This is a genomic window from Pantoea sp. Seng (genome assembly GCF_009829935.1).
GTDB classification, from domain to species: domain Bacteria; phylum Pseudomonadota; class Gammaproteobacteria; order Enterobacterales; family Enterobacteriaceae; genus Pantoea; species Pantoea communis.
Window position 1 is genome coordinate 1 of the sequence record NZ_SZZV01000033.1, and the last position, 26,605, is coordinate 26,605.

22 protein-coding genes and 1 riboswitch are annotated in these 26,605 nt (G+C 52.8%); of the genes, 16 read left to right on the forward strand and 6 right to left on the reverse strand.

Annotated features, from left to right (window positions below; all coding sequences use genetic code 11):
* The 9 genes from FD737_RS22810 to rpoC form a co-directional block, all read left to right on the forward strand.
* A partial coding sequence (locus tag FD737_RS22810; RefSeq protein ID WP_255492042.1) for an EF-Tu/IF-2/RF-3 family GTPase occupies positions 1-602 on the forward strand: 602 nt, incomplete at its 5' end.
* Between the two features lie 227 nt (positions 603-829).
* Positions 830-1,213 carry a preprotein translocase subunit SecE gene (gene secE, locus FD737_RS22815; RefSeq protein WP_039381824.1) on the forward strand — a complete coding sequence of 128 codons (384 nt, stop codon included), beginning with the start codon at positions 830-832 and terminating at the stop codon, positions 1,211-1,213.
* 1 nt (position 1,214) lies between these two features.
* Positions 1,215-1,760 (forward strand): transcription termination/antitermination protein NusG, encoded by a 546-nt coding sequence (gene nusG / locus FD737_RS22820; protein WP_010616908.1) that lies wholly within the window; start codon positions 1,215-1,217, stop codon positions 1,758-1,760.
* Positions 1,761-1,907: 147 nt separating this feature from the next.
* Positions 1,908-2,336 (forward strand): 50S ribosomal protein L11, encoded by a 429-nt coding sequence (gene rplK, locus FD737_RS22825; protein ID WP_034828899.1) that lies wholly within the window; start codon positions 1,908-1,910, stop codon positions 2,334-2,336.
* Positions 2,337-2,339: 3 nt separating this feature from the next.
* The gene (gene rplA / locus FD737_RS22830) at positions 2,340-3,044 is read left to right on the forward strand and encodes a 50S ribosomal protein L1 (protein WP_034828901.1); all 705 of its coding nucleotides are present in this window, start codon (positions 2,340-2,342) and stop codon (positions 3,042-3,044) included.
* A 351-nt stretch (positions 3,045-3,395) separates the two neighbouring features.
* Positions 3,396-3,893, forward strand: a complete 498-nt coding sequence (rplJ, locus tag FD737_RS22835; protein ID WP_034828904.1) for a 50S ribosomal protein L10 — start codon at positions 3,396-3,398, stop codon at positions 3,891-3,893.
* A gap of 66 nt (positions 3,894-3,959) precedes the next feature.
* Positions 3,960-4,322, forward strand: a complete 363-nt coding sequence (gene rplL, locus FD737_RS22840) for a 50S ribosomal protein L7/L12 (protein ID WP_034828906.1) — start codon at positions 3,960-3,962, stop codon at positions 4,320-4,322.
* 329 nt (positions 4,323-4,651) lie between these two features.
* A complete protein-coding gene (rpoB, locus tag FD737_RS22845) occupies positions 4,652-8,680 on the forward strand; it encodes a DNA-directed RNA polymerase subunit beta (protein WP_034828907.1) in 4,029 nt (1,342 codons plus the stop codon).
* A 77-nt stretch (positions 8,681-8,757) separates the two neighbouring features.
* On the forward strand, positions 8,758-12,981 hold the full coding sequence (gene rpoC, locus FD737_RS22850; protein WP_097119779.1) for a DNA-directed RNA polymerase subunit beta': 4,224 nt from the start codon (positions 8,758-8,760) through the stop codon (positions 12,979-12,981).
* A 60-nt stretch (positions 12,982-13,041) separates the two neighbouring features.
* Here the strand turns inward: rpoC and FD737_RS22855 are convergent, their stop codons facing one another.
* Positions 13,042-13,230, reverse strand: a complete 189-nt coding sequence (locus FD737_RS22855; RefSeq protein WP_097119778.1) for a DUF1127 domain-containing protein — start codon at positions 13,228-13,230, stop codon at positions 13,042-13,044.
* A 175-nt stretch (positions 13,231-13,405) separates the two neighbouring features.
* On the opposite strand from FD737_RS22855, the gene FD737_RS22860 reads away from it, so the two are divergent.
* Entirely contained in the window at positions 13,406-14,860 is a 1,455-nt protein-coding gene (locus tag FD737_RS22860; protein ID WP_160834656.1) for a PLP-dependent aminotransferase family protein, read from the forward strand.
* Between the two features lie 156 nt (positions 14,861-15,016).
* On the opposite strand, the gene thiE is transcribed toward FD737_RS22860, so the two are convergent.
* The 3 genes from thiE to FD737_RS22875 form a co-directional block, all read right to left on the reverse strand.
* A complete protein-coding gene (gene thiE / locus FD737_RS22865) occupies positions 15,017-15,664 on the reverse strand; it encodes a thiamine phosphate synthase (protein WP_160834657.1) in 648 nt (215 codons plus the stop codon).
* Positions 15,661-17,586, reverse strand: a complete 1,926-nt coding sequence (gene thiC / locus FD737_RS22870) for a phosphomethylpyrimidine synthase ThiC (protein WP_160834658.1) — start codon at positions 17,584-17,586, stop codon at positions 15,661-15,663. The genes thiE and thiC overlap by 4 nt, the downstream gene beginning before the upstream one ends.
* 90 nt (positions 17,587-17,676) lie before the next feature.
* A riboswitch (TPP riboswitch) is annotated at positions 17,677-17,777 on the reverse strand.
* Positions 17,778-18,033: 256 nt separating this feature from the next.
* Entirely contained in the window at positions 18,034-18,540 is a 507-nt protein-coding gene (locus FD737_RS22875; RefSeq protein ID WP_058962185.1) for an Rsd/AlgQ family anti-sigma factor, read from the reverse strand.
* Positions 18,541-18,628: 88 nt separating this feature from the next.
* Here FD737_RS22875 and nudC point away from each other — a divergent pair, with 88 nt between their 5' ends.
* From nudC to FD737_RS22905, 6 genes are all read left to right on the forward strand, one after another.
* A complete protein-coding gene (gene nudC, locus FD737_RS22880) occupies positions 18,629-19,402 on the forward strand; it encodes an NAD(+) diphosphatase (RefSeq protein WP_160834659.1) in 774 nt (257 codons plus the stop codon).
* 39 nt (positions 19,403-19,441) lie between these two features.
* Positions 19,442-20,509, forward strand: a complete 1,068-nt coding sequence (gene hemE, locus FD737_RS22885) for a uroporphyrinogen decarboxylase (protein ID WP_097119774.1) — start codon at positions 19,442-19,444, stop codon at positions 20,507-20,509.
* A gap of 2 nt (positions 20,510-20,511) precedes the next feature.
* Complete coding sequence (gene nfi, locus FD737_RS22890; protein WP_097119773.1) at positions 20,512-21,180, forward strand: deoxyribonuclease V; 669 nt, start codon at positions 20,512-20,514, stop codon at positions 21,178-21,180.
* 62 nt (positions 21,181-21,242) lie between these two features.
* Positions 21,243-21,833, forward strand: a complete 591-nt coding sequence (locus tag FD737_RS22895; protein ID WP_097119772.1) for a YjaG family protein — start codon at positions 21,243-21,245, stop codon at positions 21,831-21,833.
* A 188-nt stretch (positions 21,834-22,021) separates the two neighbouring features.
* Positions 22,022-22,294 carry a nucleoid-associated protein HU-alpha gene (gene hupA, locus FD737_RS22900; RefSeq protein ID WP_006121511.1) on the forward strand — a complete coding sequence of 91 codons (273 nt, stop codon included), beginning with the start codon at positions 22,022-22,024 and terminating at the stop codon, positions 22,292-22,294.
* Between the two features lie 68 nt (positions 22,295-22,362).
* Positions 22,363-23,028, forward strand: coding sequence for a DUF1481 domain-containing protein (locus FD737_RS22905; protein WP_160834660.1), 666 nt, complete (start codon positions 22,363-22,365; stop codon positions 23,026-23,028).
* A gap of 41 nt (positions 23,029-23,069) precedes the next feature.
* Here the strand turns inward: FD737_RS22905 and purD are convergent, their stop codons facing one another.
* Together purD and purH are read right to left on the reverse strand one after the other, a co-directional pair.
* Positions 23,070-24,350 carry a phosphoribosylamine--glycine ligase gene (purD, locus tag FD737_RS22910; RefSeq protein ID WP_097119770.1) on the reverse strand — a complete coding sequence of 427 codons (1,281 nt, stop codon included), beginning with the start codon at positions 24,348-24,350 and terminating at the stop codon, positions 23,070-23,072.
* 18 nt (positions 24,351-24,368) lie between these two features.
* A complete protein-coding gene (gene purH, locus FD737_RS22915; RefSeq protein ID WP_034828924.1) occupies positions 24,369-25,958 on the reverse strand; it encodes a bifunctional phosphoribosylaminoimidazolecarboxamide formyltransferase/IMP cyclohydrolase in 1,590 nt (529 codons plus the stop codon).
* Positions 25,959-26,605 lie beyond the last annotated feature (647 nt).

Sequence of the window (26,605 nt, forward strand, 5' to 3'; positions counted from 1 at the left end):
ACCTGGATAACTACATCCCAGAGCCAGTACGTGCAATCGACCTGCCGTTCCTGCTGCCAATCGAAGACGTATTCTCAATCTCAGGCCGTGGTACTGTTGTAACCGGTCGTGTTGAGCGCGGTATCGTGAAAGTAGGCGACGAAGTTGAAGTTGTTGGTCTGAAAGACACCGTTAAGTCTACCTGTACCGGCGTTGAAATGTTCCGCAAACTGCTGGACCAGGGTCAGGCAGGCGAGAACTGTGGTGTTCTGCTGCGTGGTATCAAGCGTGAAGATATCGAGCGTGGTCAGGTTCTGGCTAAGCCGGGCACCATCAAGCCACATACCCAGTTCACTTCAGAAGTTTACGTACTGTCTAAAGATGAAGGCGGCCGTCATACTCCGTTCTTCAAAGGCTACCGTCCTCAGTTCTACTTCCGTACTACTGACGTGACCGGTGACGTTCAACTGCCAGAAGGCGTTGAGATGGTAATGCCAGGCGATAACGTAAAAATGACCGTTACCTTGATCAAGCCAATCGCTATGGATCAGGGTCTGCGTTTCGCAATCCGTGAAGGCGGCCGTACTGTTGGTGCGGGTGTTGTTGCTGAAATTATCGCTTAATTGCGATAACATTTGACGCAATGCATATGGAAAGGGCATCATTTGATGCCCTTTTTGCACGCTGTTACATAGAACCTGGCTCATCAGTGATTTTCGATCATAATCATTGCTGAGACAGGCTCTGGTTTACGGCGTCGGATACCGAGTTACGCCCAAAAGCTCATTCGGTTTGGATGCCTCGCTCTGCGGGGCAGAATTGTTTCTGAATTATTGTGGCAGGTTGGTTTATGAGTGCGAATACCGAAGCTCAAGGGAGCGGGCGCGGCCTGGAAGCGATAAAGTGGGTTGCTGTCATCGCGTTGCTGTTAGTCGCCATCGTTGGCAACTATCTCTATCGCGACATTACGCTGCCTCTGCGCGCGCTGGCTGTCGTAGTACTGATTGCTGCGGCAGGTGGCATAGCGTTGCTGACTATCAAAGGCAAAGCGACTGTGGCTTTTGCTCGTGAAGCAAGAACCGAAATGCGTAAGGTCATTTGGCCGACTCGCCAGGAAACATTGCACACCACGTTAATCGTTGCCGCGGTCACTGCCGTGATGTCACTGATTTTGTGGGGGCTGGATGGAATTCTGGTCCGTCTGGTATCGTTTATCACTGGCCTGAGGTTCTGAGATGTCTGAAGCTCCAAAAAAACGCTGGTACGTCGTTCAGGCGTTCTCCGGTTTTGAAGCCCGCGTAGCGAAGTCGCTGCAAGAGCATATCAAACTGCACAACATGGAAGAGCTGTTTGGTGAAGTCATGGTGCCGACTGAAGAAGTCGTTGAAATCCGTGGTGGCCAGCGCCGTAAAAGCGAACGTAAGTTCTTCCCTGGCTATGTGCTGGTCCAGATGGTGATGAATGACGCCAGCTGGCACTTAGTGCGTAGCGTACCACGTGTCATGGGCTTCATTGGCGGTACTTCTGACCGTCCTGCGCCGATTAGTGATAAAGAAGTCGATGCGATTATGAACCGCCTGCAGCAGGTGGGTGATAAGCCGCGTCCAAAAACGCTGTTCGAGCCAGGCGAGATGGTGCGCGTCAACGACGGTCCATTTGCCGACTTCAACGGTGTGGTCGAAGAGGTGGATTACGAAAAGAGCCGCTTGAAGGTCTCTGTTTCCATCTTTGGCCGTGCAACACCAGTCGAACTCGACTTTGCTCAGGTGGAGAAAGGTTAACCCTTTTGTTCACTTTATAGCTCTTGCGGAAGGCGCGAAATTTACCTATAATTTCGCGCCTTTTGTTTTTATGCGCTGGTGACAGCGTGTGAATCGTAATCACGGGGAGCCTGTTTTCAGGCGCTATAACCCATTTGAGGAATTATCATGGCTAAGAAAGTACAAGCCTACGTCAAGCTGCAGGTTGCAGCTGGTATGGCGAACCCAAGTCCACCTGTTGGTCCAGCACTGGGTCAGCAGGGTGTTAACATCATGGAATTCTGTAAAGCGTTCAACGCCAAAACAGAATCTCTGGAGAAAGGCCTGCCTACTCCAGTTGTTATCACTGTATACAGCGACCGTTCTTTCACCTTCGTTACCAAAACCCCTCCGGCTGCTGTACTGCTGAAAAAAGCAGCAGGCATCAAGTCTGGTTCTGGTAAGCCGAACAAAGACAAAGTCGGTAAAGTTTCTCGTGCTCAGGTACGTGAAATCGCAGAAACTAAAGCTGCGGACATGACTGGTGCTGACGTAGAAGCGATGACTCGCTCTATCGAAGGTACTGCACGTTCCATGGGCCTGGTAGTAGAGGATTAAGAAATGGCTAAGCTGACCAAGCGCATGAGCGTAATCCGTGACAAAGTTGACGCGACCAAGCAGTACGACATCGCTGAGGCTATTGCTCTGCTGAAAGAACTGGCAACTGCTAAGTTCGTTGAAAGCGTTGACGTTGCTGTTAACCTCGGCATCGATGCACGTAAATCAGATCAGAACGTTCGCGGCGCGACTGTTCTGCCACACGGTACTGGTCGTTCAGTACGTGTTGCTGTATTTACCCAAGGCGCAAACGCAGAAGCTGCTAAAGCAGCTGGCGCTGAGCTGGTAGGTATGGAAGATCTGGCTGACCAGATCAAAAAAGGCGAAATGAACTTTGACGTTGTTATCGCATCTCCAGATGCAATGCGCGTTGTTGGCCAGTTGGGCCAGGTTCTGGGTCCACGCGGCCTGATGCCAAACCCGAAAGTGGGTACTGTAACCCCTAACGTTGCTGAAGCAGTGAAAAACGCTAAAGCAGGTCAGGTTCGTTATCGTAACGACAAAAACGGCATCATCCACACTACCATCGGTAAAGTGGACTTCGACGCTGACAAACTGAAAGAAAACCTGGAATCTCTGCTGGTTGCGCTGAAAAAAGCGAAACCTTCACAGGCTAAAGGCGTGTACATCAAGAAAGTTAGCATCTCTACCACCATGGGCGCCGGCGTTGCCGTTGACCAGGCTGGTCTGAGCGCAGCAGCAAACTAATTGCTGCTTGAAACGGGCGAAAAATTTATCTAGAATCTTACGCCCGTTGTTCTGATTGAGTATTCAATTCAGAACCCAGATTCAAAGCCACTGATTAACAAAGCGTAATTGCCTAATTTATCAATGGCTTAGGTTGGAGCCAGGCCTTATCCTGGCCTCCGTCCAAGACCGCAGGAGCGGGATTATCTTCGGATAACCTGCTTAATACCCTGCGTAGACGGTGACAGAACCAAAAAGAATTTTTTCTTCACTGGATTCTGCTCACCGTGTAATAGCGCTCAGTGCCTTCGGGTAGCTGAGTGAAGTGAGTTCCGGGAAATTTTTCCCGGTCAAATCCAGGAGCAAAAGCTAATGGCATTAAATCTTCAAGGCAAACAAGCGATTGTTGCTGAAGTTAGCGAAGTAGCCAAAGGCGCGCTTTCAGCGGTTGTTGCGGATTCCCGTGGCGTTACCGTTGATAAAATGACCGAACTGCGTAAAGCAGGTCGTGAAGCTGGCGTTTACATGCGTGTTGTTCGCAACACCTTGCTGCGCCGCGTCGTTGAAGGAACTCAGTTTGAGATCCTGAAAGACACGTTTGTTGGTCCGACCCTGATTGCATACTCTTTGGAACACCCGGGCGCTGCTGCTCGTCTGTTCAAAGAGTTCGCGAAAGCGAATGCAAAATTTGAGGTCAAAGCTGCAGCCTTTGAAGGTGAGCTGATCACGGCGGCCAATATTGACCGTCTGGCAACTCTGCCGACTTACGAAGAAGCACTGGCACGTCTGATGTCGACCATGAAAGAAGCCGCTGCTGGCAAACTGGTTCGCACTCTGGCTGCTGTACGCGATGCAAAAGAAGCGGCTTAAGGCCATCTTCTTTTCCTTCGTACTTGCTAACGTATAAACTTTTTCTGTTTTTTAGGAACAATCGATATGTCTATCACCAAAGATCAAATTCTGGAAGCAGTAGCAGCTATGTCCGTAATGGAAGTAGTTGAGCTGGTTTCTGCTATGGAAGAAAAATTCGGCGTTTCTGCTGCTGCTGCTGTAGCTGTTGCTGCTGGCCCAGCTGAAGCTGCTGAAGAGAAAACTGAATTTGACGTAATTCTGAAAGCTGCTGGCGCTAACAAAGTTGCCGTAATCAAAGCAGTTCGTACTGCAACTGGTCTGGGCCTGAAAGAAGCTAAAGACCTGGTTGAAGCTACCGGTGTTATCAAAGAAGGCATCAGCAAAGATGACGCAGCTGCTCTGGAAGCACTGCTGAAAGAAGCTGGCGCTGAAGTTGAAGTTAAGTAAGACAACCTTCGGGTTGCAGCCTGAGTAACATCAGGCTGATGGCTGGTGACTTTTTGGGTCACCAGCTTTTTTGCGCTTCAGGGGAATGATGGCGTTTCACACTGTTTGTCCATTGTTTCTCTTCAATATCTTTTTCTATCGACGACTTAATATATCGCTTTCCTGTGAGGGTTCCCTGCCTGCGCAACAGCGATGAAATGATTTAAGAGTGATAGAAAGATGTATTGCATGGGGTGTTACGCATCGCATGAAAAACAAAATAGTGTTGCATGAACTGTCCCTTCAGGACGGACAGCGTGGTTCGACATGTCAGCTAGCTGAGGAACCCTATGGTTTACTCCTATACCGAGAAAAAACGTATTCGTAAGGATTTTGGTAAACGTCCACAAGTTTTGGACATACCTTATCTCCTTTCTATCCAGCTTGACTCGTTCCAGAAGTTTATCGAGCAAGATCCAGAAGGCCAATACGGTCTGGAAGCTGCCTTCCGCTCCGTATTCCCAATCTCAAGCTACAGCGGCAACTCTGAGTTGCAGTATGTCAGCTACCGTTTGGGCGAGCCGGTCTTTGACGTAACTGAATGTCAGATCCGTGGCGTGACCTATTCGGCACCGCTGCGCGTGAAACTGCGTCTGGTGATCTACGAGCGTGAAGCGCCGGAAGGCACCGTAAAAGACATCAAAGAACAAGAAGTGTACATGGGTGAAATTCCACTCATGACCGACAACGGTACCTTTGTTATCAACGGTACTGAGCGTGTTATTGTTTCTCAGCTGCATCGTAGTCCTGGCGTGTTCTTTGACAGCGATAAGGGTAAGACGCACTCGTCTGGTAAAGTGCTGTATAACGCACGTATCATCCCTTACCGCGGTTCATGGCTCGACTTCGAATTCGACCCGAAAGACAACCTCTTCGTCCGTATTGACCGTCGCCGTAAGCTGCCGGCCAGTATCATTCTGCGCGCGCTGCACTACACCACTGAACAAATCCTTGATCTGTTCTTTGATAAAGTGGTGTATGAAATCCGCGATAACAAACTGCAGATGGAACTGGTGCCTGAGCGCCTGCGTGGTGAAACCGCCAGCTTCGATATCGAAGCCAATGGCACGGTCTACGTTGAGAAAGGTCGTCGCATCACTGCGCGTCATATTCGTCAGCTGGAAAAAGACGGTATTCAGCACATTGAAGTGCCAGTCGAATATATCGCTGGCAAAGTGGTCGCTAAAGACTACGTCGATCTGAACACCGGTGAACTGATCGTTCCTGCGAACATGGAACTTTCACTGGATCTGCTGGCTAAACTGAGCCAGTCAGGCCACAAACGCATTGAAACGCTGTTCACCAACGACCTGGATCACGGCCCATACATTTCAGAGACCCTGCGTGTTGACCCAACCAACGATCGCCTGAGCGCGCTGGTTGAGATCTACCGTATGATGCGTCCTGGTGAGCCGCCAACGCGCGAAGCTGCAGAGAACCTGTTCGAGAACCTGTTCTTCTCAGAAGATCGTTACGATCTGTCTGCAGTTGGCCGTATGAAGTTCAACCGTTCACTGCTGCGTGATGAAATCGAAGGTTCAGGTATCCTGAGCAAAGACGACATCATCGAAGTGATGAAGAAACTGATCGGCATCCGTAACGGTATTGGCGAAGTCGATGATATCGACCACCTCGGCAACCGTCGTATCCGTTCAGTCGGTGAGATGGCTGAGAACCAGTTCCGTGTGGGTCTGGTGCGTGTTGAGCGTGCTGTTAAAGAGCGTCTGTCTCTGGGCGACCTCGATACCCTGATGCCTCAGGACATGATCAACGCCAAGCCTATTTCGGCGGCGGTGAAAGAGTTCTTTGGTTCAAGCCAGCTGTCCCAGTTTATGGATCAGAACAACCCGTTGTCTGAGATCACGCATAAGCGTCGTATCTCTGCCCTGGGCCCAGGCGGTCTGACGCGTGAGCGTGCAGGCTTCGAAGTGCGTGACGTACACCCAACCCACTACGGTCGTGTATGCCCAATCGAAACGCCAGAAGGTCCGAACATCGGTCTGATCAACTCCCTTTCTGTTTATGCGCAGACTAACGAATACGGCTTCCTTGAGACTCCGTATCGTCGCGTGGTAGATGGCAAAGTGAGTGATGAAATTCATTACCTCTCTGCAATCGAAGAGGGTAACTACGTTATCGCTCAGGCGAACACCAACCTTGCTGAAGACGGTAGCTTTGTTGACGATCTCGTCACTTGCCGTAGCAAAGGTGAATCAAGCCTGTTCAGCCGTGACCAGGTTGACTACATGGACGTTTCGACCCAACAGGTCGTTTCAGTCGGTGCGTCACTGATTCCATTCCTGGAGCACGATGATGCTAACCGCGCCTTGATGGGTGCGAACATGCAACGTCAGGCAGTACCAACTCTGCGCGCTGATAAGCCGCTGGTCGGTACCGGTATGGAACGCGCAGTAGCGGTTGACTCCGGTGTAACTGCCGTAGCGAAACGTGGCGGTTCCGTTCAGTACGTTGATGCTTCTCGTATCGTTATCAAAGTTAACGAAGATGAGATGTATCCGGGCGAAGCGGGTATCGACATCTACAACCTGACCAAGTACACCCGTTCTAACCAGAACACCTGCATCAACCAGATGCCATGTGTGTCCCTGGGTGAGCCAATCGAACGTGGCGACGTGCTGGCAGATGGCCCGTCTACCGACCTCGGTGAACTGGCGCTGGGTCAGAACATGCGCGTGGCGTTCATGCCATGGAACGGTTACAACTTCGAAGACTCCATCCTCGTTTCTGAGCGTGTTGTCCAGGAAGACCGTTTCACCACTATCCACATCCAGGAACTGGCGTGTGTGTCTCGTGACACCAAGCTGGGGCCAGAAGAGATCACCGCTGACATCCCGAACGTGGGTGAAGCTGCACTCTCCAAACTGGATGAATCCGGTATCGTTTATATCGGTGCGGAAGTGACCGGTGGTGACATTCTGGTCGGTAAAGTGACGCCGAAAGGCGAAACTCAGCTGACGCCAGAAGAGAAACTGCTGCGTGCGATCTTCGGTGAGAAAGCGTCTGACGTTAAAGACTCTTCTCTGCGTGTTCCTAACGGTGTTTCCGGTACGGTTATCGACGTTCAAGTCTTTACTCGCGATGGCGTAGAAAAAGACAAACGTGCGCTGGAAATCGAAGAGATGCAGCTGAAGCAGGCTAAGAAAGACCTGTCTGAAGAACTGCAGATCCTCGAAGCGGGCTTGTTCAGCCGTATTCAGGCGGTACTGATCTCGGGTGGTGTTGAAGCTGAGAAGCTGGACAAACTGCCACGTGAGCGCTGGTTGGAACTGGGCCTGACTGATGAAGAGAAGCAAAACTCTCTCGAGCAGCTGGCTGAGCAGTATGACGAGCTGAAGCACGAGTTTGAGAAAAAACTCGAAGCTAAACGTCGCAAAATCACTCAGGGCGATGACCTGGCACCAGGCGTGCTGAAAATCGTGAAAGTGTACCTGGCGGTTAAACGTCAGATCCAGCCTGGTGACAAGATGGCAGGTCGTCACGGTAACAAAGGTGTTATCTCTAAGATCAACCCGATCGAAGATATGCCTTACGATGAGAACGGCACGCCGGTCGACATCGTACTGAACCCGCTGGGCGTACCGTCACGTATGAACATCGGTCAGATCCTGGAAACCCATCTGGGTATGGCGGCTAAAGGCATTGGTGAGAAAATCAATGCGATGCTGAAGAAGCAGGAAGAAGTCGCCAAACTGCGTGAGTTCATCCAGCGTGCTTACGATCTGGGCACCGATGTGCGTCAGAAAGTCGATCTGAACACCTTCACTGACGACGAAGTTCTGCGTCTGGCTGAGAACCTGAAAAAAGGTATGCCAATCGCAACGCCAGTGTTTGATGGTGCGAAAGAGAGCGAGATCAAAGAGCTGCTGCAGCTCGGCGGCCTGCCTTCTTCCGGTCAGATCACTCTGTTCGACGGCCGTACCGGTGAGCAGTTTGAGCGTCAGGTAACCGTAGGTTACATGTACATGCTGAAACTGAACCACCTGGTCGACGACAAGATGCACGCCCGTTCAACTGGCTCGTACAGCCTTGTTACTCAGCAGCCGCTGGGTGGTAAAGCGCAGTTCGGTGGTCAGCGCTTCGGTGAGATGGAAGTGTGGGCACTGGAAGCATACGGTGCTGCTTATACCCTGCAGGAAATGCTGACCGTTAAGTCTGATGACGTGAATGGCCGTACGAAGATGTATAAAAACATCGTCGATGGCAATCATCAGATGGAACCGGGCATGCCGGAATCCTTCAACGTACTGTTGAAAGAGATCCGCTCGCTGGGTATCAACATCGAGCTGGAAGACGAGTAAGCACTCGTAAGTACTGGTTACGGGACGCGCACTTCGGTGTGCGTCCCTGAGAGTTCCACTCCGACGGGAGCTAATCCGTGAAAGACTTACTTAAGTTTCTGAAAGCGCAAACTAAGACCGAAGAGTTTGATGCGATCAAGATCGCTCTGGCTTCGCCAGACATGATCCGTTCATGGTCTTTTGGTGAAGTTAAAAAGCCAGAAACCATTAACTACCGTACCTTCAAGCCGGAGCGTGACGGTCTTTTCTGCGCCCGTATCTTTGGGCCGGTAAAAGATTACGAATGCCTGTGCGGTAAGTACAAGCGTTTAAAACATCGTGGCGTGATCTGTGAGAAGTGTGGCGTTGAAGTTACACAGACCAAGGTTCGTCGTGAGCGCATGGGCCACATTGAACTGGCTTCACCAACTGCGCACATTTGGTTCCTGAAATCACTGCCTTCGCGTATCGGCTTACTGCTGGATATGCCACTGCGTGATATCGAGCGCGTACTGTACTTCGAATCTTATGTTGTGATCGAAGGCGGTATGACCAACCTGGAAAAACGTCAGATTCTGACCGAAGAGCAGTACCTTGATGCGCTGGAAGAGTTCGGTGACGAATTCGACGCGAAGATGGGTGCGGAAGCTATCCAGGCGCTGCTAAAAAATATGGATCTGGAGCAAGAGTGCGAGCAGCTGCGTGAAGAGCTGAACGAAACCAACTCCGAGACCAAACGTAAAAAGCTGACCAAGCGTATCAAGCTGCTGGAAGCGTTCGTACAGTCTGGTAACAAGCCAGAGTGGATGATCCTGACCGTTCTGCCGGTTCTGCCGCCAGATCTGCGTCCGCTGGTACCGCTGGATGGTGGTCGTTTCGCTACGTCGGATCTGAACGATCTGTATCGTCGCGTCATCAACCGTAACAACCGTCTGAAGCGTCTGTTGGATCTGGCTGCGCCAGATATCATCGTACGTAACGAAAAACGTATGCTGCAGGAAGCGGTAGATGCCTTGCTGGATAACGGCCGTCGCGGTCGTGCCATCACTGGCTCTAACAAACGTCCTCTGAAATCTTTGGCCGACATGATCAAAGGTAAGCAGGGTCGTTTCCGTCAGAACCTGTTGGGTAAACGTGTTGACTACTCTGGCCGTTCTGTAATCACCGTAGGTCCATACCTGCGTCTGCATCAGTGTGGTCTGCCGAAGAAAATGGCACTGGAGCTGTTCAAGCCGTTCATCTACGGCAAGCTAGAGCTGCGTGGCCTCGCGACCACCATCAAAGCTGCTAAGAAGATGGTTGAGCGTGAAGAAGCTGTCGTTTGGGATATCCTGGACGAAGTGATCCGCGAACACCCAGTACTGCTGAACCGTGCACCAACCCTGCACCGTTTGGGTATCCAGGCATTCGAACCTGTTCTGATCGAAGGTAAAGCAATCCAGCTGCACCCGCTGGTTTGTGCGGCATATAACGCCGACTTCGATGGTGACCAGATGGCAGTTCACGTACCGCTGACGCTGGAAGCTCAGCTGGAAGCACGTGCTCTGATGATGTCTACCAACAACATCCTGTCACCTGCGAACGGCGAGCCAATCATCGTTCCTTCTCAGGACGTTGTACTGGGTCTGTACTACATGACCCGTGACAAAGTGAATGCGCGCGGCGAAGGCATGGTGCTGACTGGCCCGAAAGAAGCTGAGCGTGTTTATCGCGCTGGCCTGGCCGAGTTGCATGCTCGCGTTAAAGTGCGTATCACCGAGTACAGCAAAAACGAACAAGAAGAGTTCGTCGCGAAAACCAGCTTAATCGACACCACCATTGGTCGTGCGATTCTGTGGATGATCGTGCCGAAAGGTCTGCCTTACTCCATCGTCAACCAGGCGCTGGGTAAGAAAGCTATCTCTAAGATGCTGAACACCTGTTACCGCATCCTGGGCCTGAAGCCGACCGTTATCTTCGCTGACCAGACCATGTATACCGGCTTTGCTTACGCAGCCCGTTCAGGTGCCTCTGTAGGTATCGACGACATGGTGATCCCGGCTAAGAAAGCGGAAATCGTGGCAGAAGCAGAAGCGGAAGTTGCTGAGATTCAGGAACAGTTCCAGTCTGGTCTGGTTACTGCTGGCGAACGTTACAACAAAGTCATCGATATCTGGGCCGCAGCAAACGAACGCGTTTCCAAGGCGATGATGGACAACCTGCAAACCGAAACCGTGATCAACCGTCACGGCGAAGAAGAGCAGCAAGTCTCGTTCAACAGCATCTACATGATGGCCGACTCCGGTGCGCGTGGTTCTGCTGCACAGATTCGTCAGCTGGCCGGTATGCGTGGTCTGATGGCTAAGCCAGATGGCTCAATCATCGAAACGCCAATCACCGCGAACTTCCGCGAAGGTCTGAACGTACTCCAGTACTTCATCTCGACGCACGGTGCGCGTAAAGGTCTTGCGGATACCGCACTGAAAACCGCTAACTCCGGTTATCTGACGCGTCGTCTGGTAGACGTTGCGCAGGACCTGGTGGTTACCGAAGACGACTGTGGTACTTTCGAAGGCATCATGATGACTCCGGTTATCGAAGGTGGCGACGTTAAAGAACCACTGCGTGAGCGTGTACTGGGTCGTGTGACTGCTGAAGACGTACTGAAACCAGGTACTGCTGACATCCTGATCCCGCGTAACACGCTGATCGATGAGCACTGGTGTGATGTGATCGAACTGAACTCAGTCGATGCGATCAAAGTGCGTTCTGTTGTTGGTTGTGAAACCGACTTTGGTGTGTGTGCACACTGCTACGGTCGCGACCTGGCACGTGGTCACATCATCAACAAAGGTGAGGCCATCGGCGTTATCGCAGCACAGTCCATCGGTGAGCCTGGTACACAGCTGACGATGCGTACGTTCCACATCGGTGGTGCGGCATCTCGTGCGGCTGCTGAATCCAGCATCCAGGTGAAGAACAAAGGTACTATTAAGCTGACCAACGCGAAGTCTGTAACCAACTCCTCCGGGAAACTGGTTATCGTCTCTCGTAACGTTGAGCTGAAGATGATCGATGAATTCGGTCGTACCAAAGAGAGCTATAAAGTCCCTTACGGCGCGATGATGGCTAAAGGTGATGGTGAGCAGGTTGCTGCGGGCGAGACCGTAGCAAACTGGGATCCGCACACCATGCCTGTTATCACCGAAGTGGGCGGTTTCATTCGCTTCACTGACATGATCGATGGTCAGACGATTACTCGTCAGACTGATGACCTGACTGGTCTGTCATCGCTGGTGGTTCTGGATTCTGCAGAACGTACTGCGGGCGGTAAAGATCTGCGTCCTGCGCTGAAAATTGTTGATGCCAACGGAAATGATGTTCTGATTCCAGGTACCGACATGCCAGCTCAGTACTTCCTGCCGGGCAAAGCGATTGTTCAGTTGGAAGATGGCGTTAAGATCAGTGCGGGTGACACCCTGTCGCGTGTACCTCAGGAATCTGGCGGTACCAAGGACATCACCGGTGGTCTGCCACGCGTTGCTGACCTGTTCGAAGCGCGTCGTCCGAAAGAGCCAGCAATTCTGGCCGAGATCAGCGGTATTATCTCGTTCGGTAAAGAGACCAAAGGCAAGCGTCGTCTGGTGATTACACCGGTTGATGGTAGCGATCCGTACGAAGAGATGATTCCGAAATGGCGTCAGCTGAACGTATTCGAAGGTGAGCGTGTAGAACGTGGTGACGTTGTTTCTGACGGCCCAGAGTCTCCACACGACATCCTGCGTCTGCGTGGCGTCCATGCTGTGACCCGTTACATCACTAACGAAGTGCAGGAAGTTTACCGTCTGCAAGGCGTTAAGATTAACGATAAACACATCGAAGTCATCGTGCGTCAGATGCTGCGTAAAGCAACCATCGCCAGCGCGGGCAGCACCGAGTTCCTGGAAGGTGAGCAGGCTGAATACTCTCGCATCAAGATCGCTAACCGCGACCTCGAAGCGAACGGCAAAATTGGCGCAACCTTTATGCGCGATCTGCTGGGTATCACCAAAGCTTCTCTGGCAACCGAATCGTTCATCTCTGCAGCATCGTTCCAGGAGACCACACGTGTCCTGACTGAAGCAGCAGTAGCAGGCAAGCGTGATGAACTGCGCGGCCTGAAAGAGAACGTGATCGTGGGTCGTTTGATCCCGGCCGGTACCGGTTATGCTTACCATCAGGATCGTATGCGTCGCCGTTCTGTAGGTGAAGCACCGGTTGCACCGCAGGTGACTGCGGATGAAGCCTCTGCGAGCCTGGCTGAACTGCTGAACGCCGGTCTTGGCGGTAGCGACGACGAATAATCGTCTGCGAAGCTGACCCATAAAAAACCCTGCCTCGGCAGGGTTTTTTTTCGTTTTTAATCAGCCCTTACGGCAGATATCGTGGCGGGTCAGGCCAATGTCGCGCAGTTGTGCATCGCTTAAGTGAGACAGAATTTTGCGAGTCTCACGGCGGGCGCGCCATCTTTTGATGGCACGTCCCGTGCCGCGAACCATATCCAATAGCGTTACATCAAAGGGTTTTGCTGCGCGGTTTTGATCGAATTCCATAATAAATGCCCTCAGTCAGTTGTCTGAGTGGTATTGTCCAGTTCCTGTGCATTTCAATACAGATTCAAAAATCACTTATTATTAACATACAGATTGCGCATGATAGGATCTGAATGGTAAAAAAAAGGATGATCTGTACTGATTTAGATTCAGTGAACTCGAGGGGAATCATACGATGACGCGTTACCAACATCTGGCTTGCTTGCTCTCAGACAGGATTGAGCAGGGACTCTACCGTAGCGGCGAGCGCTTACCCTCAGTGCGCACACTGAGTATTGAACACGGTGTGAGCATCAGTACCGTGCAGCAGGCGTATCACCTGCTAGAAGAGAAACAGCTTATTGTGCCGCAGCCGCGCTCTGGCTATTTCGTTGCGACGCGCAAAGCCACGCCTCCTGTTCCTGCGTTAACCCGCCCCGTACAACGCCCCGTCGAGATCACCCAGTGGGAATCGGTGCTGGAATTATTAAGCAGCCGCAACAGCGGTAACGTGCTGCAATTAGGTAGCGGCATGCCAGACCTTACCCAGCCGACATTGAAGCCATTATGGAAAATTCAGAGCCGAATGGCGCAGAAGCAGGATCTTGACCAGCTCAATTATGACAGTCTGTTAGGCGTTGCGGCCTTGCGTGAGCAGGTCGCACGCTTAACTATCGATAGCGGTTGTCAGCTCACCGCAGAGGATATTGTGATCACCACGGGCTGCCATGAAGCGCTGTCCGTGTCGATCCGTGCGGTGTGTGAACCGGGTGATATTATCGCCGTTGAATCTCCGACATTTCATGGCATGATGCAGACCCTGCGCGGACTTGGTATCCGTGCCATTGAAATCCCTACCGATTCGGTGACGGGCATTAGCCTTGAAGCTCTGGAGTTGGCATTCGAGCAGTGGCCCATTAAAGCCGTGGTAGTAGTGCCAAATTGCAATAATCCACTCGGATTTATCATGCCCGAGGCGCGCAAGCGTGCGCTGCTGGCACTGGCACAGCGCTTTGATGCCGCGATTATTGAAGACGATGTTTACGGTGAATTGGCATGGGAGTATCCACGTCCCATTACCATTAAATCTTTGGAGATGGATGGCAGGGTGTTGTTGTGTAGTTCATTCTCTAAGACGCTGGCTCCCGGGTTACGTGTTGGCTGGGTGGCACCTGGACGCTATCGCGATCGTGTCTTGCATATGAAATATATCGGCACGGGTTCAACAGCCACACAGCCGCAACATGCGGTGGCCGAATTTATTCGTCTTGGTCACTATGGGCCGCATTTACGCCGGATGCGCCAGGTATATCAACGTAACTACGAGACTTTTAGCTGCTGGGTACGCCACTATTTCCCGTGCGGTATCTGTGTCTCGCGTCCGCAGGGCAGCTTCCTGATGTGGATTGAGTTACCTGAAGCGTTTGATGCGGTTCGGCTTAACACCGAACTTCGCACGTTGAACATTCAGGTCGCTGTCGGATCGCTGTTTTCTGCCTCGGGCAAATATCGTAACTGCTTGCGCCTGAATTATGGGTTGCCCATCAATGAGCATACAGAACAGGCCATCGCCCAACTTGGCGCTGCGGTGGAGCAGGCCATGCATGCCTGTCATATCGAAACGGAACCCGCTTCATCCCTGACTGATTAAAGTGGAAAGGCAGGGCTGGAGAGAGAGGTAGACCAGCCCTGGCCCACTGCCAGCGACAGCGGGCAGGCACACTTTATCCTGACCGGAAAAACACGCTAGCCCGCAGGAAGCGGACTGCGCGTGAGGTTCCAGCCAAATTACCCTGATTGCAGAACGTTACAACGCTTCTGCGGGCTGGGTTCCAGCTTCAACCAGTGCCAGCAGCTCCTGTGTCGCCTGACGCCAGTCTCCCGCCTGAGTAATGGCGCTCACCACAGCAACGCTTCCAACGCCAGTGGCCAAAACTTCAGGTACGCGCGCAAGGGATATACCGCCAATCGCCACAGTCGGTATATCCTGCAACCGCGCCATGTGGCGTTTCAATTCTACGACGCCCTGAGGTTCCGAAGGCATATCTTTGGTTTGTGTGGGATAAATATGCCCCAATGCAATGTAGGAAGGACGCAACGCCAGCGCGCGGTCTAACTCGGCATCATCATGAGTCGATAACCCAAGACGCAAGCCTGCCTGGCGGATAGCGTCCAGATTAGCCACGTCCAAATCTTCCTGACCAAGATGCACGCCATAGGCGTTATATTTGATCGCTAATCGCCAGTAATCGTTGATAAACAGGCGTGCACGATACTGCTTGCCCAGCGCAATTGCCTCGCGCACTGCGTCTTCTACTTCATGATCCTGGCAATCTTTGATGCGCAACTGGATGGTGCGAACGCCAGCCTCCAGTAAGCGTGCAATCCACTCTACGCTATCAACAACAGGGTACAGCCCCAGTTTCGGGGCCGTGGCTGGAAAGGCATCGGTCATACTTTTTCCTCTTTAAGGGCATCGGCGGCGTGATAAAGCTCGCCACCACGACTGCGGAAGGCATCCGACATCTGCGCCATGCCAATTTCAATGGGCTGGACTTCTGCATGCTGGCGAGCAGCATATTCGCGCACTTCCTGGGTAATTTTCATCGAACAGAATTTTGGACCGCACATTGAGCAGAAGTGAGCCACTTTGCCCGATTCCTGCGGCAATGTCTCATCGTGATAAGCGCGTGCCGTATGCGGATCGAGCGCCAGATTGAACTGATCCTTCCAACGGAATTCAAAGCGTGCTTTCGACATGGCGTTATCACGGATCTGAGCGCCGGGATGGCCCTTAGCCAGATCGGCTGCATGCGCGGCGATCTTGTAGGTAATCAGACCCTGCTTAACATCTTCTTTATTCGGCAAACCGAGGTGCTCTTTCGGTGTGACGTAGCACAGCATGGCGCAGCCAAACCAACCAATCATCGCGGCACCAATGCCGGAGGTAAAATGATCGTACCCGGGGGCGATATCGGTGGTCAGTGGGCCAAGCGTGTAAAACGGCGCTTCGTGACAGTGCTCTAACTGTTCGGTCATGTTGCGGCGGATCATCTGCATTGGCACATGGCCTGGACCTTCAATCATCACTTGCACATCGTATTCCCAGGCAACTTTGGTCAGCTCACCTAGCGTGTGCAATTCGGCAAACTGGGCTTCATCGTTGGCGTCCTGAATTGATCCCGGACGCAGGCCATCACCGAGTGAGAGCGCGACATCATAGGCAGCGCAGATTTCACAGATCTCGCGGAAATGCAGATAGAGGAAACTCTCTTGATGATGTGACAGGCACCACTTCGCCATGATCGAGCCGCCACGCGAGACAATACCGGTCAGACGTTTAGCCGTCATCGGCACATAGCGCAGCAGGACTCCGGCGTGGATGGTGAAGTAATCTACGCCCTGTTCGGCTTGCTCGAGCAGGGTATCGCGGAAAATCTCCCAGTTAAGGTCTTCCGCCACGCCATTCACTTTCTCCAGTGCCTGATAAATGGGCACAGTACCAATCGGCACCGGGCTGTTTCGCAAAATCCACTCGCGCGTTTCATGGATATAGCGGCCTGTGGAGAGGTCCATCACGGTATCCGCCCCCCAGCGTGTTGACCACACCAGTTTCTCCACTTCCTCTTCGATCGATGAGCTCACCGCTGAGTTGCCTATATTGGCGTTCACCTTCACCAGAAAGTTACGGCCAATGATCATCGGCTCTGATTCGGGGTGATTAATATTGGAGGGTATGATAGCGCGGCCGCTGGCAACTTCCTGGCGCACAAATTCGGCGGTGATGTTTTCCGGCAGATTGGCACCAAAACTGTGGCCCGGGTGCTGTTGCAGTAGCACTTCACCACGAATACGTTCGCGGCCCATGTTTTCTCGCACCGCAATAAATTCCATCTCGGGTGTAATTATGCCCTGACGTGCGTAATGCAGTTGCGTGACGCAGCGGCCAGCTTTGGCACGACGCGGCTGCGGTAACTGCTCGAAGCGCAGGTGATCCAGCCCTTCATCGGCTAAGCGTTGCTGGGTGTATTGCGAACTCAACTGGTGGATCGCTTCGCTGTCATCGCGTTCAGCAATCCAGTTTTCACGCAATCGGTCTAATCCCCGATGCACATCAATGGTGGCCGCAGGGTCGCCATAAGCACCTGCCGTGTCATATACCGGCACTGGTTCGTTGTGCTCATACTGTGGATTCTCTTTTGTGCCACCGATGTGTGTAGGGCTAAGCTGGATTTCGCGCATCGGCACACGGATATCCGCTCGGCTGCCGGTAATCCAGATACGTTTTGAATTGGGGAAAGCGGTGCCTTGCAGCGAATCGATAAATTCCTGCGCTTGTGCACGTTGTTCACGACGAGAAGTTTTAGCAACAGACATAGCAAATTTCCTGAATTAAGGGGAAGTTGCTTGTCCAGAGTTCGGAAGGAGTAACAGGGACGATGCCGGGCGCCAACACGCATCGCTCTGTGAATGTCTACTCTTGTTCCCTTCGCAGGTACTAACCTGATCAGGTTCCGCGGATCCCGAATAAACGGTCTCAGCCCCTTAGGGCACTCCGACAAGGTTGAATTTTACGATATAAGCTACTTTGCTTGCCATTTCACGCCTGGGCAGTGCTCGTGCCCGTCACGTACTACGTGTACGCTCCGGCCACTGCGCGCTGTCCGAGCGTGAACTGGCTGCGCACGCTACGCTTATATCGCAAAATTTGACTCTAGATTGCTTTAAAGAGACGCATAAAAACGTGAATAGGCCTCAATAAAAAAGCCCATTCAGCATAAGAGGGCTTTTTCGGAATAACAAGTTTTTTACATGGGGCCGAAGTTAAGCGGGGCGAGCCATGCTGCTTTCATTGGCGACCGGTGGGCGCGCCAGCTGGTTATCCCAGGCGAGTTGCACCAGCTTATCTTCCAGCGTGAAGCGCGACTCCAGCACTTCACCCACTTCGGATAACGCCTTCTGGAATTCTACGCAGTTATCGTCGTTGATGGCCTGCTGCAGATGGCTGTCATACAGTTGCATCATGCGATCGGTATTCGCTTCCAGAGCGGGATAGAGTTGGGCTGCCGCAATGAGTGGGCTATCGCCCTCCATCTCACTGATAATGCGTTCATAAATACTGAAATGACCGGTTGAGAGGTAATCAACCAGGCCGTGACAAAACGCATCCAGCGCCTGTTCATCCAGGGCACTGAGCGCCTCTTTGTTTGGCTTGATGCCAATTAATGCGTAATAGCTGACAAGCAACTGTCGGCGCGCGCGCAGCCACGCATCAACGAGTTCATTACCGCCACTTACACGCCTGGCCAGGTCATCTAACTGGGTAAGCATATGGGGCTCCGGGTGAGTTATAGTTATCCATTCCACACTTAACATCAGGATTTCAGCGTGCCATTTGACGCTAAGGACAACGAATAAGATGCAACGTGAGATCTCAAGCGTAGACGCTGGCTGGTGGATTGTCAGCCATGAACAAAAACTTTGGTTACCGCAAGGTGAACTGCCGCATGGCTTATCCGGCGATTTTGGCCTGACTGGAAAAACCGCGATTTTGATTGGCGAATGGCAGGCGGAGAATGTCTGGCTGATATGTGAATCACGACCTGACAATATGGGCTCTGTTCGCCAGCTTATCGACGAAGATGTTGGGCTTTTTCAGATGGTTGGACGTGGAGTTCAACTCGCCGAATTCTACCGCTCACACCGCTGGTGTGGCTACTGCGGCCACGAAATGCACCTCAGTAAACGCGAATTTGCCTGCCTGTGTCACCATTGCCGCGAGCGCTATTACCCGCAAATTGCACCGTGCATCATCGTAGCGATTCGCCGGGGGGAGGAGATTCTGCTGGCCAACCATGCGCGCCATCGCAACAGCATTTACACAGTATTAGCTGGCTTTGTTGAGGTCGGGGAGACGCTGGAGCAGGCCGTCGCGCGTGAAGTGATGGAAGAGAGCAACGTCCGGGTTAAAAATGTCCGCTACGTCACCTCGCAGCCCTGGCCGTTCCCGCATTCATTAATGATGGCGTTTATGGCCGAATATGAGGGCGGTGAGTTGCAGCATGATGGCAAAGAGTTGCTGGATGCCGGCTGGTATCGCTATGACGATTTGCCCTTGTTACCGCCACCGGGCACGGTGGCACGGCGGTTGATTGAAGATACCGTTGCCCTGTGTCGCGCCAGCGCGCCGTGAAAATGCTACACTGGCGGCCTTAGCATGAGAGAGCCCATTATGAGTGAACTGAAGAACGATCGTTATCTGCGTGCCCTGTTACGTCAGCCGGTGGATGTCACCCCTGTATGGATGATGCGACAAGCCGGGCGTTATTTGCCGGAGTACAAAGCCACGCGTGCTGAAGCCGGTGATTTTATGTCGCTGTGTAAGAATGCGGAGCTGGCGTGCGAAGTCACCCTGCAGCCGCTGCGTCGTTATGCGCTGGATGCCGCGATCCTCTTCAGCGATATCCTGACGATTCCTGATGCGATGGGGCTGGGGCTCTATTTTGAAACGGGCGAAGGTCCGCGCTTCTCAAATCCTATTACCTGCCGTGCAGATGTAGACAAACTGCCGATTCCGGATCCGGAAGATGAGCTGGGTTATGTGATGAATGCGGTGCGTACCATTCGCCATAACCTGAAAGGCGAAGTGCCTTTGATCGGTTTCTCTGGCAGCCCATGGACGTTGGCAACCTACATGGTTGAAGGCGGCAGCAGCAAAGCGTTCACCAAAATTAAAAAGATGATGTATGCCGAGCCGCAAACCCTGCACAAGCTGCTGGATAAGCTGGCTGACAGTGTCATCCATTACCTGAACGCCCAGATCAAAGCCGGTGCACAGTCGATTATGGTCTTCGACACCTGGGGCGGCGTGCTGACCGGCCGCGATTACCGTGAGTTTTCACTCTACTATATGCACAAAATCGTCGATAGCGTGCTGCACGAGAACGAAGGTCGCCGCGTGCCGATTACGCTGTTCACCAAAGGTGGTGGTCAGTGGCTGGAGGCTATCGCAGCGACCGGATGTGATGCGCTGGGACTGGACTGGAGCACCGATATTGCCGATGCGCGTCGTCGCGTGGGTGACAAAGTTGCGTTGCAGGGCAACATGGATCCTTCCATGCTGTATGCGCCTCCGGCACGTATCGAGCAGGAAGTGGCCACTATCCTTGAAGGCTTTGGCACGGGTGAAGGGCATGTCTTCAATCTGGGCCATGGCATTCATCAGGATGTGCCGCCAGAGCACGCCGGTGCATTCGTCGAAGCCGTACATCGTCTGTCTCGCCCTTATCATCAGGGTTAAGCATGGATTTAGCCGCGCTGCGGGCTGAACAGTTACAACGCGCTGCTAACGTGGTGCGGCAGGATGATTTCGACGTCCTGCCGCCTCGTTTTATCGCCGGTGCGGACGTCGGTTTTGAACAGGAAGGTGACATCACGCGTGCGGCACTGGTGGTATTAGAATATCCCTCATTGCAACTCGTGGAGCACCGTATAGCACGCCTCGCGACCACCATGCCTTACATCCCGGGTTTCTTATCGTTTCGCGAAGTCCCCGCACTGCTTGCAGCCTGGCAGCAGCTCACACACCAACCCGATCTTTTATTTGTTGATGGTCATGGTATTGCCCATCCCCGTCGCCTCGGCGTGGCTGCGCATTTTGGCTCGCTGGTGGATGTTCCAACCATTGGCGTGGCGAAAAAACGGCTCTGCGGGCGTTTTACCGAATTGGATGCTGAACCGGGGAGCCGCCAGCCACTGATGGATAAAGGCGAACAAATTGGTTGGGTGTGGCGCAGTAAAGCGCGCTGCAACCCTTTGTTCGTCTCAACCGGGCATCGTGTCAGTATGGACAGCGCACTGAATTGGGTGGAGAAATGTACCGCGGGCTATCGTTTGCCCGAGCCTACACGCTGGGCCGATGCGGTTGCTTCGGGGCGTCCTGCGTTTCTGCGTTGGCAAAATGCGCGTTGACGCTGTTTGCGCGCGGCTTTTGCGGTACACTGCCGCCAGCTAACCTATTGAGAGTAAGTTTGATGTTACAGAACCCCGTCCATTTGCGTCTGGCGAAGCTGGAAAGCTGGCAGCATATGACCTTTATGGCCTGTCTGTGCGAGCGGATGTTCCCCAATTATTGGGCCTTCTGTCAGCAGACTGAATTCGCCGATCCGCAACTCTATCGTCGCATCCTTGACCTTATCTGGGAAAGCCTGACGGTCAAAGACGCCAAAATTAACTTCGATAGCCAACTGGAGAAGCTGGAGTCTGCGATTCCGAATGGCGATGATTTTGATATCTATGGTGTCCACCCAGCGATCGATGCCTGTGTTGCGTTGAGCGAAGTTGTGCATGCACAACTCAGCGGCGAAACTCTGGAGCACGCAATCGAAGTCAGTCGCACCTCGATCACCACCGTCGCTATCCTTGAAATGACGCAGGCCGGTCGTGAGATGACCGATGAAGAGCTGCGTGAAAATCAGGCGGTGATTGATGAATGGGATCTGCAGTGGGAGATTTTCCGTCTGCTGGCAGACTGCGAAGAGCGCGACCTTGAGCTGATTAAAGGGTTACGTTCTGACCTGCGCGAAGCGGGAATCAGTAACATCGGTATACTTTTTCAGCAATAAGGCGATAAAACGTGACTTCAGGCCTGAATTACCGCGCCTGGAGGCTTCACATCAGCCCCCTGTCTGGTCTACATTTGGGGGGCTGAAAATTGTGGCTATCTTTGCGTGCAGGTTGAAGAGTGCCAGAATATGGCTTTTCCCTCGCACTCGTTGCTTAGCAAGCGATAAATACACTTTAAGGATAACTTATGAACAAGACTCAACTGATTGATGTGATCGCAGAGAAAGCTGACCTGTCAAAAACCCAGGCTAAAGCTGCGCTGGAATCTACCCTGGCTGCGATCACTGAGTCTCTGAAAGAAGGTGATGCTGTACAACTGGTTGGTTTTGGTACTTTTAAAGTGAACCACCGCGCTGAGCGTACCGGTCGCAACCCACAGACTGGTAAAGAGATCAAAATCGCGGCAGCTAACGTGCCAGCGTTCGTCTCTGGTAAAGCTCTGAAAGACGCTGTTAAGTAAGTTTTCCGCATCGCGGTTTAAGCTTTAAAAGAGGGGCGACACGCCCCTTTTTGTTATTGGGGCCTGTCATGCTGAACACGATTACTCAGCGCGTCTGCGCCCTGTTACTCGGTGCGCTGCTCGCGGGCTGTAGTTCCACCTCTGATCTCCCTGCCTTTACGGCAAGTGGCTATCTGGCCGATCGTGGCACTGTGCGCATCTGGCGCAAGAACAGTGACCATCAGGCTGTCCATCTTCGCACTGTTTATACCCCTTTCAATGGCGATGCCATGGAAACCACTGACTACAACTGGCAACAGAACCACCTGATCAGCGTTGAGCGCATTGTGGCGGGTGAGCAACCCGATGACGTGACGCTGCGTTTTGACCATCTGGGCAATCTTAATTTTATGCAGCGTCAGCTGGCCGGCCGTCGTGAAGCGGTAAGTGGTGATACGGTTGAGCTCTATCGTTTCGACGCGCAACGTATGCTGGAGCAAAGTAATGCGTTGCTGAGTGGCCGTGTATTACTGAAGCAGGGGCATTGGCTGGGCGCTACGCAGGTGCGCGATTGTGATGGCAAAGTGGTGAATGCACCCTTTGATAGCGGAATCATTGCCACGCTATCTCAGCAGCAGCAAAACCAGCCACAGTCGTTGATGGTGTCATGGTTGGAGGCACCTGAAGGCGTGCAGTTGTTGCGGGCGACGCCAGAGGATGAGTGTAGCTGGCAGCCGAGTGAGAGTGATTTCTGAGTTGGGAAAAAACAAGGGGCGCAGAGCGCGCCCCTTGATGATTACTTGCGATTAATCGCGCGGTAACCAATATCTTTACGGCAGAAGCTGCCTTCCCAGGAAATATGTTTCGCCAGCGCATAGGCATTCTTCTGCGCGGCAGCCACATCTTCGCCCAGGGCAGTGACGCACAGCACGCGTCCACCGTTGGTGACCACCACATCATCTTTCATCGTGGTGCCCGCGTGGAACACTTTACCGTCCGGCACTTCTTCCAGCGGCAGACCGTGGATTTGATCACCGGTGTTGTAATCCGCGGGATAGCCGCCAGCCGCCAGCACGACACCCAGCGATGGGCGTGGATCCCACTGCGAGGTCTGCTTATCGAGTTTGCCATCCACTGCGGCCAGGCACAGCTCAACCAGATCTGACTGCAGACGCAGCATGATCGGCTGGGTTTCTGGATCGCCAAAGCGGCAGTTGAACTCGATCACTTTCGGCTGACCGGCTTTATCGATCATCAGGCCGGCATATAGGAAGCCGGTATAGGTGTTGCCTTCCGCTTTCATGCCGTTAACGGTTGGCCAGATAATCTGGTCCATCACACGCTGGTGGATCTCATCGGTGACAACCGGGGCTGGCGAGTAAGCGCCCATGCCTCCGGTATTTGGGCCGGTATCACCATCGCCTACACGTTTATGATCCTGGCTGGTGGCCATGGGTAACACGTTGTCGCCATCCACCATCACGATAAAACTGGCTTCTTCGCCGTCGAGGAACTCTTCAATGACGATACGATGGCCTGCATCGCCGAAAGCGTTACCTGCCAGCATGTCCTGCACTGCAGCTTCCGCTTCAGCCAGTTCCATCGCGACGATAACCCCTTTACCGGCTGCCAGACCATCCGCTTTAATCACGATCGGTGCGCCTTTCTCACGCAGGTAAGCCAGCGCGGGCTCAACTTCCGTAAAGTTCTGGTATTCAGCGGTAGGGATCTGCTGGCGTGCCAGGAAATCTTTGGTGAAGGCTTTTGATCCTTCCAGCTGTGCAGCCGCCTGCGTTGGGCCAAAGATTTTCAGACCCGCTGCACGGAACGCATCGACCACGCCAATCACCAGCGGCGCTTCTGGGCCTACGATGGTCAGATCGATCTTCTCTTTCTGAGCAAAGGCTAACAGTGCAGGAACGTCAGTGGCGCTGATCGCCACGTTCTGCAGTGCAGGTTCCAGTGCGGTACCCGCGTTGCCCGGTGCAACAAAGACCGTTTCGGCCAGCGGTGACTGTGCTGCTTTCCATGCCAACGCGTGTTCACGTCCACCATTACCAATCACTAAAATTTTCATCTATACGGCTCCAGGCTATTAATGGCGGAAGTGACGCATGTCGGTGAAGATCATCGCAATACCGTGCTCATCAGCGGCGGCAATCACTTCATCATCACGGATAGAACCACCTGGTTGAATCACACAGCTGATACCTACAGCAGCCGCTGCGTCGATACCATCGCGGAACGGGAAGAAAGCATCAGACGCCATGGCTGAACCTTTCACTTCTAAACCTTCGTCGCCTGCTTTGATACCGGCAATTTTGGCAGAATAAACGCGGCTCATCTGTCCGGCGCCTATGCCGATAGTCATATTGTCACGTGCGTAGACAATGGCGTTGGATTTCACGAACTTGGCTACTTTCCAGCAGAACAGCGCATCACGCAGTTCCTGCTCGCTTGGCTGGCGCTTAGTCACGACTCGCAGCTGACTGGCATCAACCATACCGAGATCACGATCCTGAACCAGCAGGCCGCCATTAACACGCTTGAAGTCCAGTGCAGCAACACGGCCCTGCCACTGGCCACAAACCAGCACGCGAACGTTCTGTTTTGCTGCGGTAACTTTAAGTGCCGCTTCGCTGGCTGAAGGGGCAATGATCACTTCGACAAACTGACGGCTGATGATCGCCTGGGCAGTGGCTTCATCCAATTCACGGTTGAAAGCGATGATGCCGCCAAAAGCAGAAGTTGGATCAGTTTTGTAAGCGCGCTCATAGGCGTCAAGAATCGAACCGCCCACTGCCACACCACACGGGTTAGCATGCTTAACGATCACGCAAGCGGCTTCATCAAACTCTTTCACACACTCAAGTGCGGCATCGGTATCCGCGATGTTGTTGTAAGAGAGCGCCTTGCCCTGTACCTGCTGTGCAGTCGCAACAGAAGCTTCTGCCACATTCTCTTCTATATAGAAGGCAGCGTCCTGATGGCTGTTCTCGCCGTAACGCATATCCTGCTTCTTGATGAAGTTGAGGTTCAGCGTTCGTGGGAAGCGGCCGGCAGGCTCTTTGCTGTCGCTATGATAAGCCGGTACCAGGCTGCCAAAGTAGTTGGCAATCATGCTGTCGTAGGCTGCGGTGTGTTCGAAGGCTTTGATCGCCAGATCGAAACGGGTGTCCAGCGTCAGGGAGTTTTCGTTGGCGTCCAGCTCGGCGATGATGGCCTCGTAGTCGCTGCTCTTCACCACGATTGCCACATCTTTGTGGTTCTTCGCAGCGGAGCGCACCATGGTTGGGCCACCGATATCGATATTCTCTACCGCGTCTGCCAGTGAGCAATCGGGTTTGGCAACGGTTTGAGCGAAGGGATAAAGGTTTACCACCACCATATCGATAGGGTTGATCGCGTGCTCGGCCATGATCGCATCATCGGTGCCGCGACGGCCCAGAATACCGCCATGCACTTTCGGGTGCAGCGTTTTGACGCGTCCATCCATCATTTCCGGGAAACCGGTGTAGTCAGAGACTTCGGTGACGGGCAGGCCCGCATCTGCCAGCAGGCGAGCAGTACCACCTGTGGAGAGCAGCTCAACACCACGGCTGGAGAGTGCCTGAGCAAATTCGAGGATACCGGCTTTATCAGAAACACTGAGAAGAGCGCGGCGTACTGGACGACGTTGTTGCATGGTGGTTTTATCCCTTGGCTTTGTTTCGCATAAATAAGAGCGTTACATCAAGCTTAGCGCTTCTCTTATATATAGAAGAGAGTACTTGCTTCATGTAACGCCCCAAAAGGGGCATCCTTGACGTCGCCGGGCATTGTAGCGAAAACGTTTGCGCGATGCTCGCCTAAATTCATTTGTGCAGATGAATGTGGATAACACTGTGTGTAAGTGGGTATAAGGCGGGGTTTTGCTGTGGAATGCAGCGAACGGTTGTTTTTATTGAATTTAGCGGTTGCGCGCTGCGAACAACTCCCTATAATGCGCATCCATCGAAACGGCACAACGGTTTACGAAGTGCGGTGTTGACAGGAAGCTTCGCTAAGAACTTCCGCCAGAGAAAAAATGCTGAAAAAAGTGTTTGACTCTGAAGGAGGAAAGCGTAATATACGCCACCTCGCAACAGCAGCTTAAGGCGCTGATTGCACCGCTCTTTAACAATTTATCAGACAATCTGTGTGGGCACTCGCAGGATTGATATCAGCGTCTCCGGACGTAAAAAATATCAAGTCTCACGAGTGAACACATAATGAAATTCATTATGACGTTTTACAGATGAGCATCGCTGCACTTGTTGCAGCAAATCAAACTTTAAATTGAAGAGTTTGATC

Excerpts from the sequence above, each read along its gene's own strand:
- FD737_RS22855 (WP_097119778.1), bottom strand. The coding sequence starts at position 13,230 with ATGGAATTCGATCAAAACCGCGCAGCAAAACCCTTTGATGTAACGCTA.
- nfi (WP_097119773.1), top strand. The coding sequence starts at position 20,512 with ATGGATTTAGCCGCGCTGCGGGCTGAACAGTTACAACGCGCTGCTAAC.
- nusG (WP_010616908.1), top strand. The coding sequence starts at position 1,215 with ATGTCTGAAGCTCCAAAAAAACGCTGGTACGTCGTTCAGGCGTTCTCC.
- thiE (WP_160834657.1), bottom strand. The coding sequence starts at position 15,664 with ATGACCGATGCCTTTCCAGCCACGGCCCCGAAACTGGGGCTGTACCCT.
- rplA (WP_034828901.1), top strand. The coding sequence starts at position 2,340 with ATGGCTAAGCTGACCAAGCGCATGAGCGTAATCCGTGACAAAGTTGAC.
- FD737_RS22875 (WP_058962185.1), bottom strand. The coding sequence starts at position 18,540 with ATGCTTACCCAGTTAGATGACCTGGCCAGGCGTGTAAGTGGCGGTAAT.
- rpoB (WP_034828907.1), top strand. The coding sequence starts at position 4,652 with ATGGTTTACTCCTATACCGAGAAAAAACGTATTCGTAAGGATTTTGGT.
- FD737_RS22895 (WP_097119772.1), top strand. The coding sequence starts at position 21,243 with ATGTTACAGAACCCCGTCCATTTGCGTCTGGCGAAGCTGGAAAGCTGG.
- hupA (WP_006121511.1), top strand. The coding sequence starts at position 22,022 with ATGAACAAGACTCAACTGATTGATGTGATCGCAGAGAAAGCTGACCTG.
- nudC (WP_160834659.1), top strand. The coding sequence starts at position 18,629 with ATGCAACGTGAGATCTCAAGCGTAGACGCTGGCTGGTGGATTGTCAGC.
- rplJ (WP_034828904.1), top strand. The coding sequence starts at position 3,396 with ATGGCATTAAATCTTCAAGGCAAACAAGCGATTGTTGCTGAAGTTAGC.
- rplL (WP_034828906.1), top strand. The coding sequence starts at position 3,960 with ATGTCTATCACCAAAGATCAAATTCTGGAAGCAGTAGCAGCTATGTCC.
- rplK (WP_034828899.1), top strand. The coding sequence starts at position 1,908 with ATGGCTAAGAAAGTACAAGCCTACGTCAAGCTGCAGGTTGCAGCTGGT.
- FD737_RS22905 (WP_160834660.1), top strand. The coding sequence starts at position 22,363 with ATGCTGAACACGATTACTCAGCGCGTCTGCGCCCTGTTACTCGGTGCG.
- hemE (WP_097119774.1), top strand. The coding sequence starts at position 19,442 with ATGAGTGAACTGAAGAACGATCGTTATCTGCGTGCCCTGTTACGTCAG.
- FD737_RS22860 (WP_160834656.1), top strand. The coding sequence starts at position 13,406 with ATGACGCGTTACCAACATCTGGCTTGCTTGCTCTCAGACAGGATTGAG.
- secE (WP_039381824.1), top strand. The coding sequence starts at position 830 with ATGAGTGCGAATACCGAAGCTCAAGGGAGCGGGCGCGGCCTGGAAGCG.
- thiC (WP_160834658.1), bottom strand. The coding sequence starts at position 17,586 with ATGTCTGTTGCTAAAACTTCTCGTCGTGAACAACGTGCACAAGCGCAG.
- purD (WP_097119770.1), bottom strand. The coding sequence starts at position 24,350 with ATGAAAATTTTAGTGATTGGTAATGGTGGACGTGAACACGCGTTGGCA.
- purH (WP_034828924.1), bottom strand. The coding sequence starts at position 25,958 with ATGCAACAACGTCGTCCAGTACGCCGCGCTCTTCTCAGTGTTTCTGAT.